The 387-nt window shown below is 66.7% G+C and carries 1 pseudogene; it reads right to left on the bottom strand.

Annotation, left to right across the window (positions count from 1 at the left end):
* Positions 1-146, bottom strand: a pseudogene (locus ACVOLL_RS20590) (DM13 domain-containing protein); the annotation flags it as partial.
* Positions 147-387 lie beyond the last annotated feature (241 nt).

Raw genomic sequence — 387 nt, 5'->3', positions numbered from 1 at the left:
TAGGGGGCGTCTTTCATGGCCGCCTGCACCTGCGCAACCGGCGGGTCATCGGGGGCGATCAGGATCGGCAGGAGATAGACGCCCAGGCCGAAGCCCAGGCCGAGGGTGAGCAGGTGGGTGGCGAGCAGGATGAGGATGCGGCGCATGGGGCCTCCTTGTGGTTGCGATCGATCGCGCGGCGAAGTGCCGGGCCTGACCACCCTGGGAGGTCAGGGCCGGGGTATAGGAAGTTCAACCGCCCTTTTTGGCGAGTCTGGCAGGTAGGAAGCGGCCGCGCAAGCGCCGCTTTGGGCACAGATCGGGCACAGATCGGGGGTTCATGCGTGGGTTTTCGACATCGCGGGGCCGCGCAGCGGCTCAGTGCGTAGCCATTTCTCACCGAATCCC

It is taken from the genome of Stenotrophomonas sp. STEN035 (genome assembly GCF_056759935.1).
This window is presented reverse-complemented; position numbering and strand designations above follow the sequence as displayed.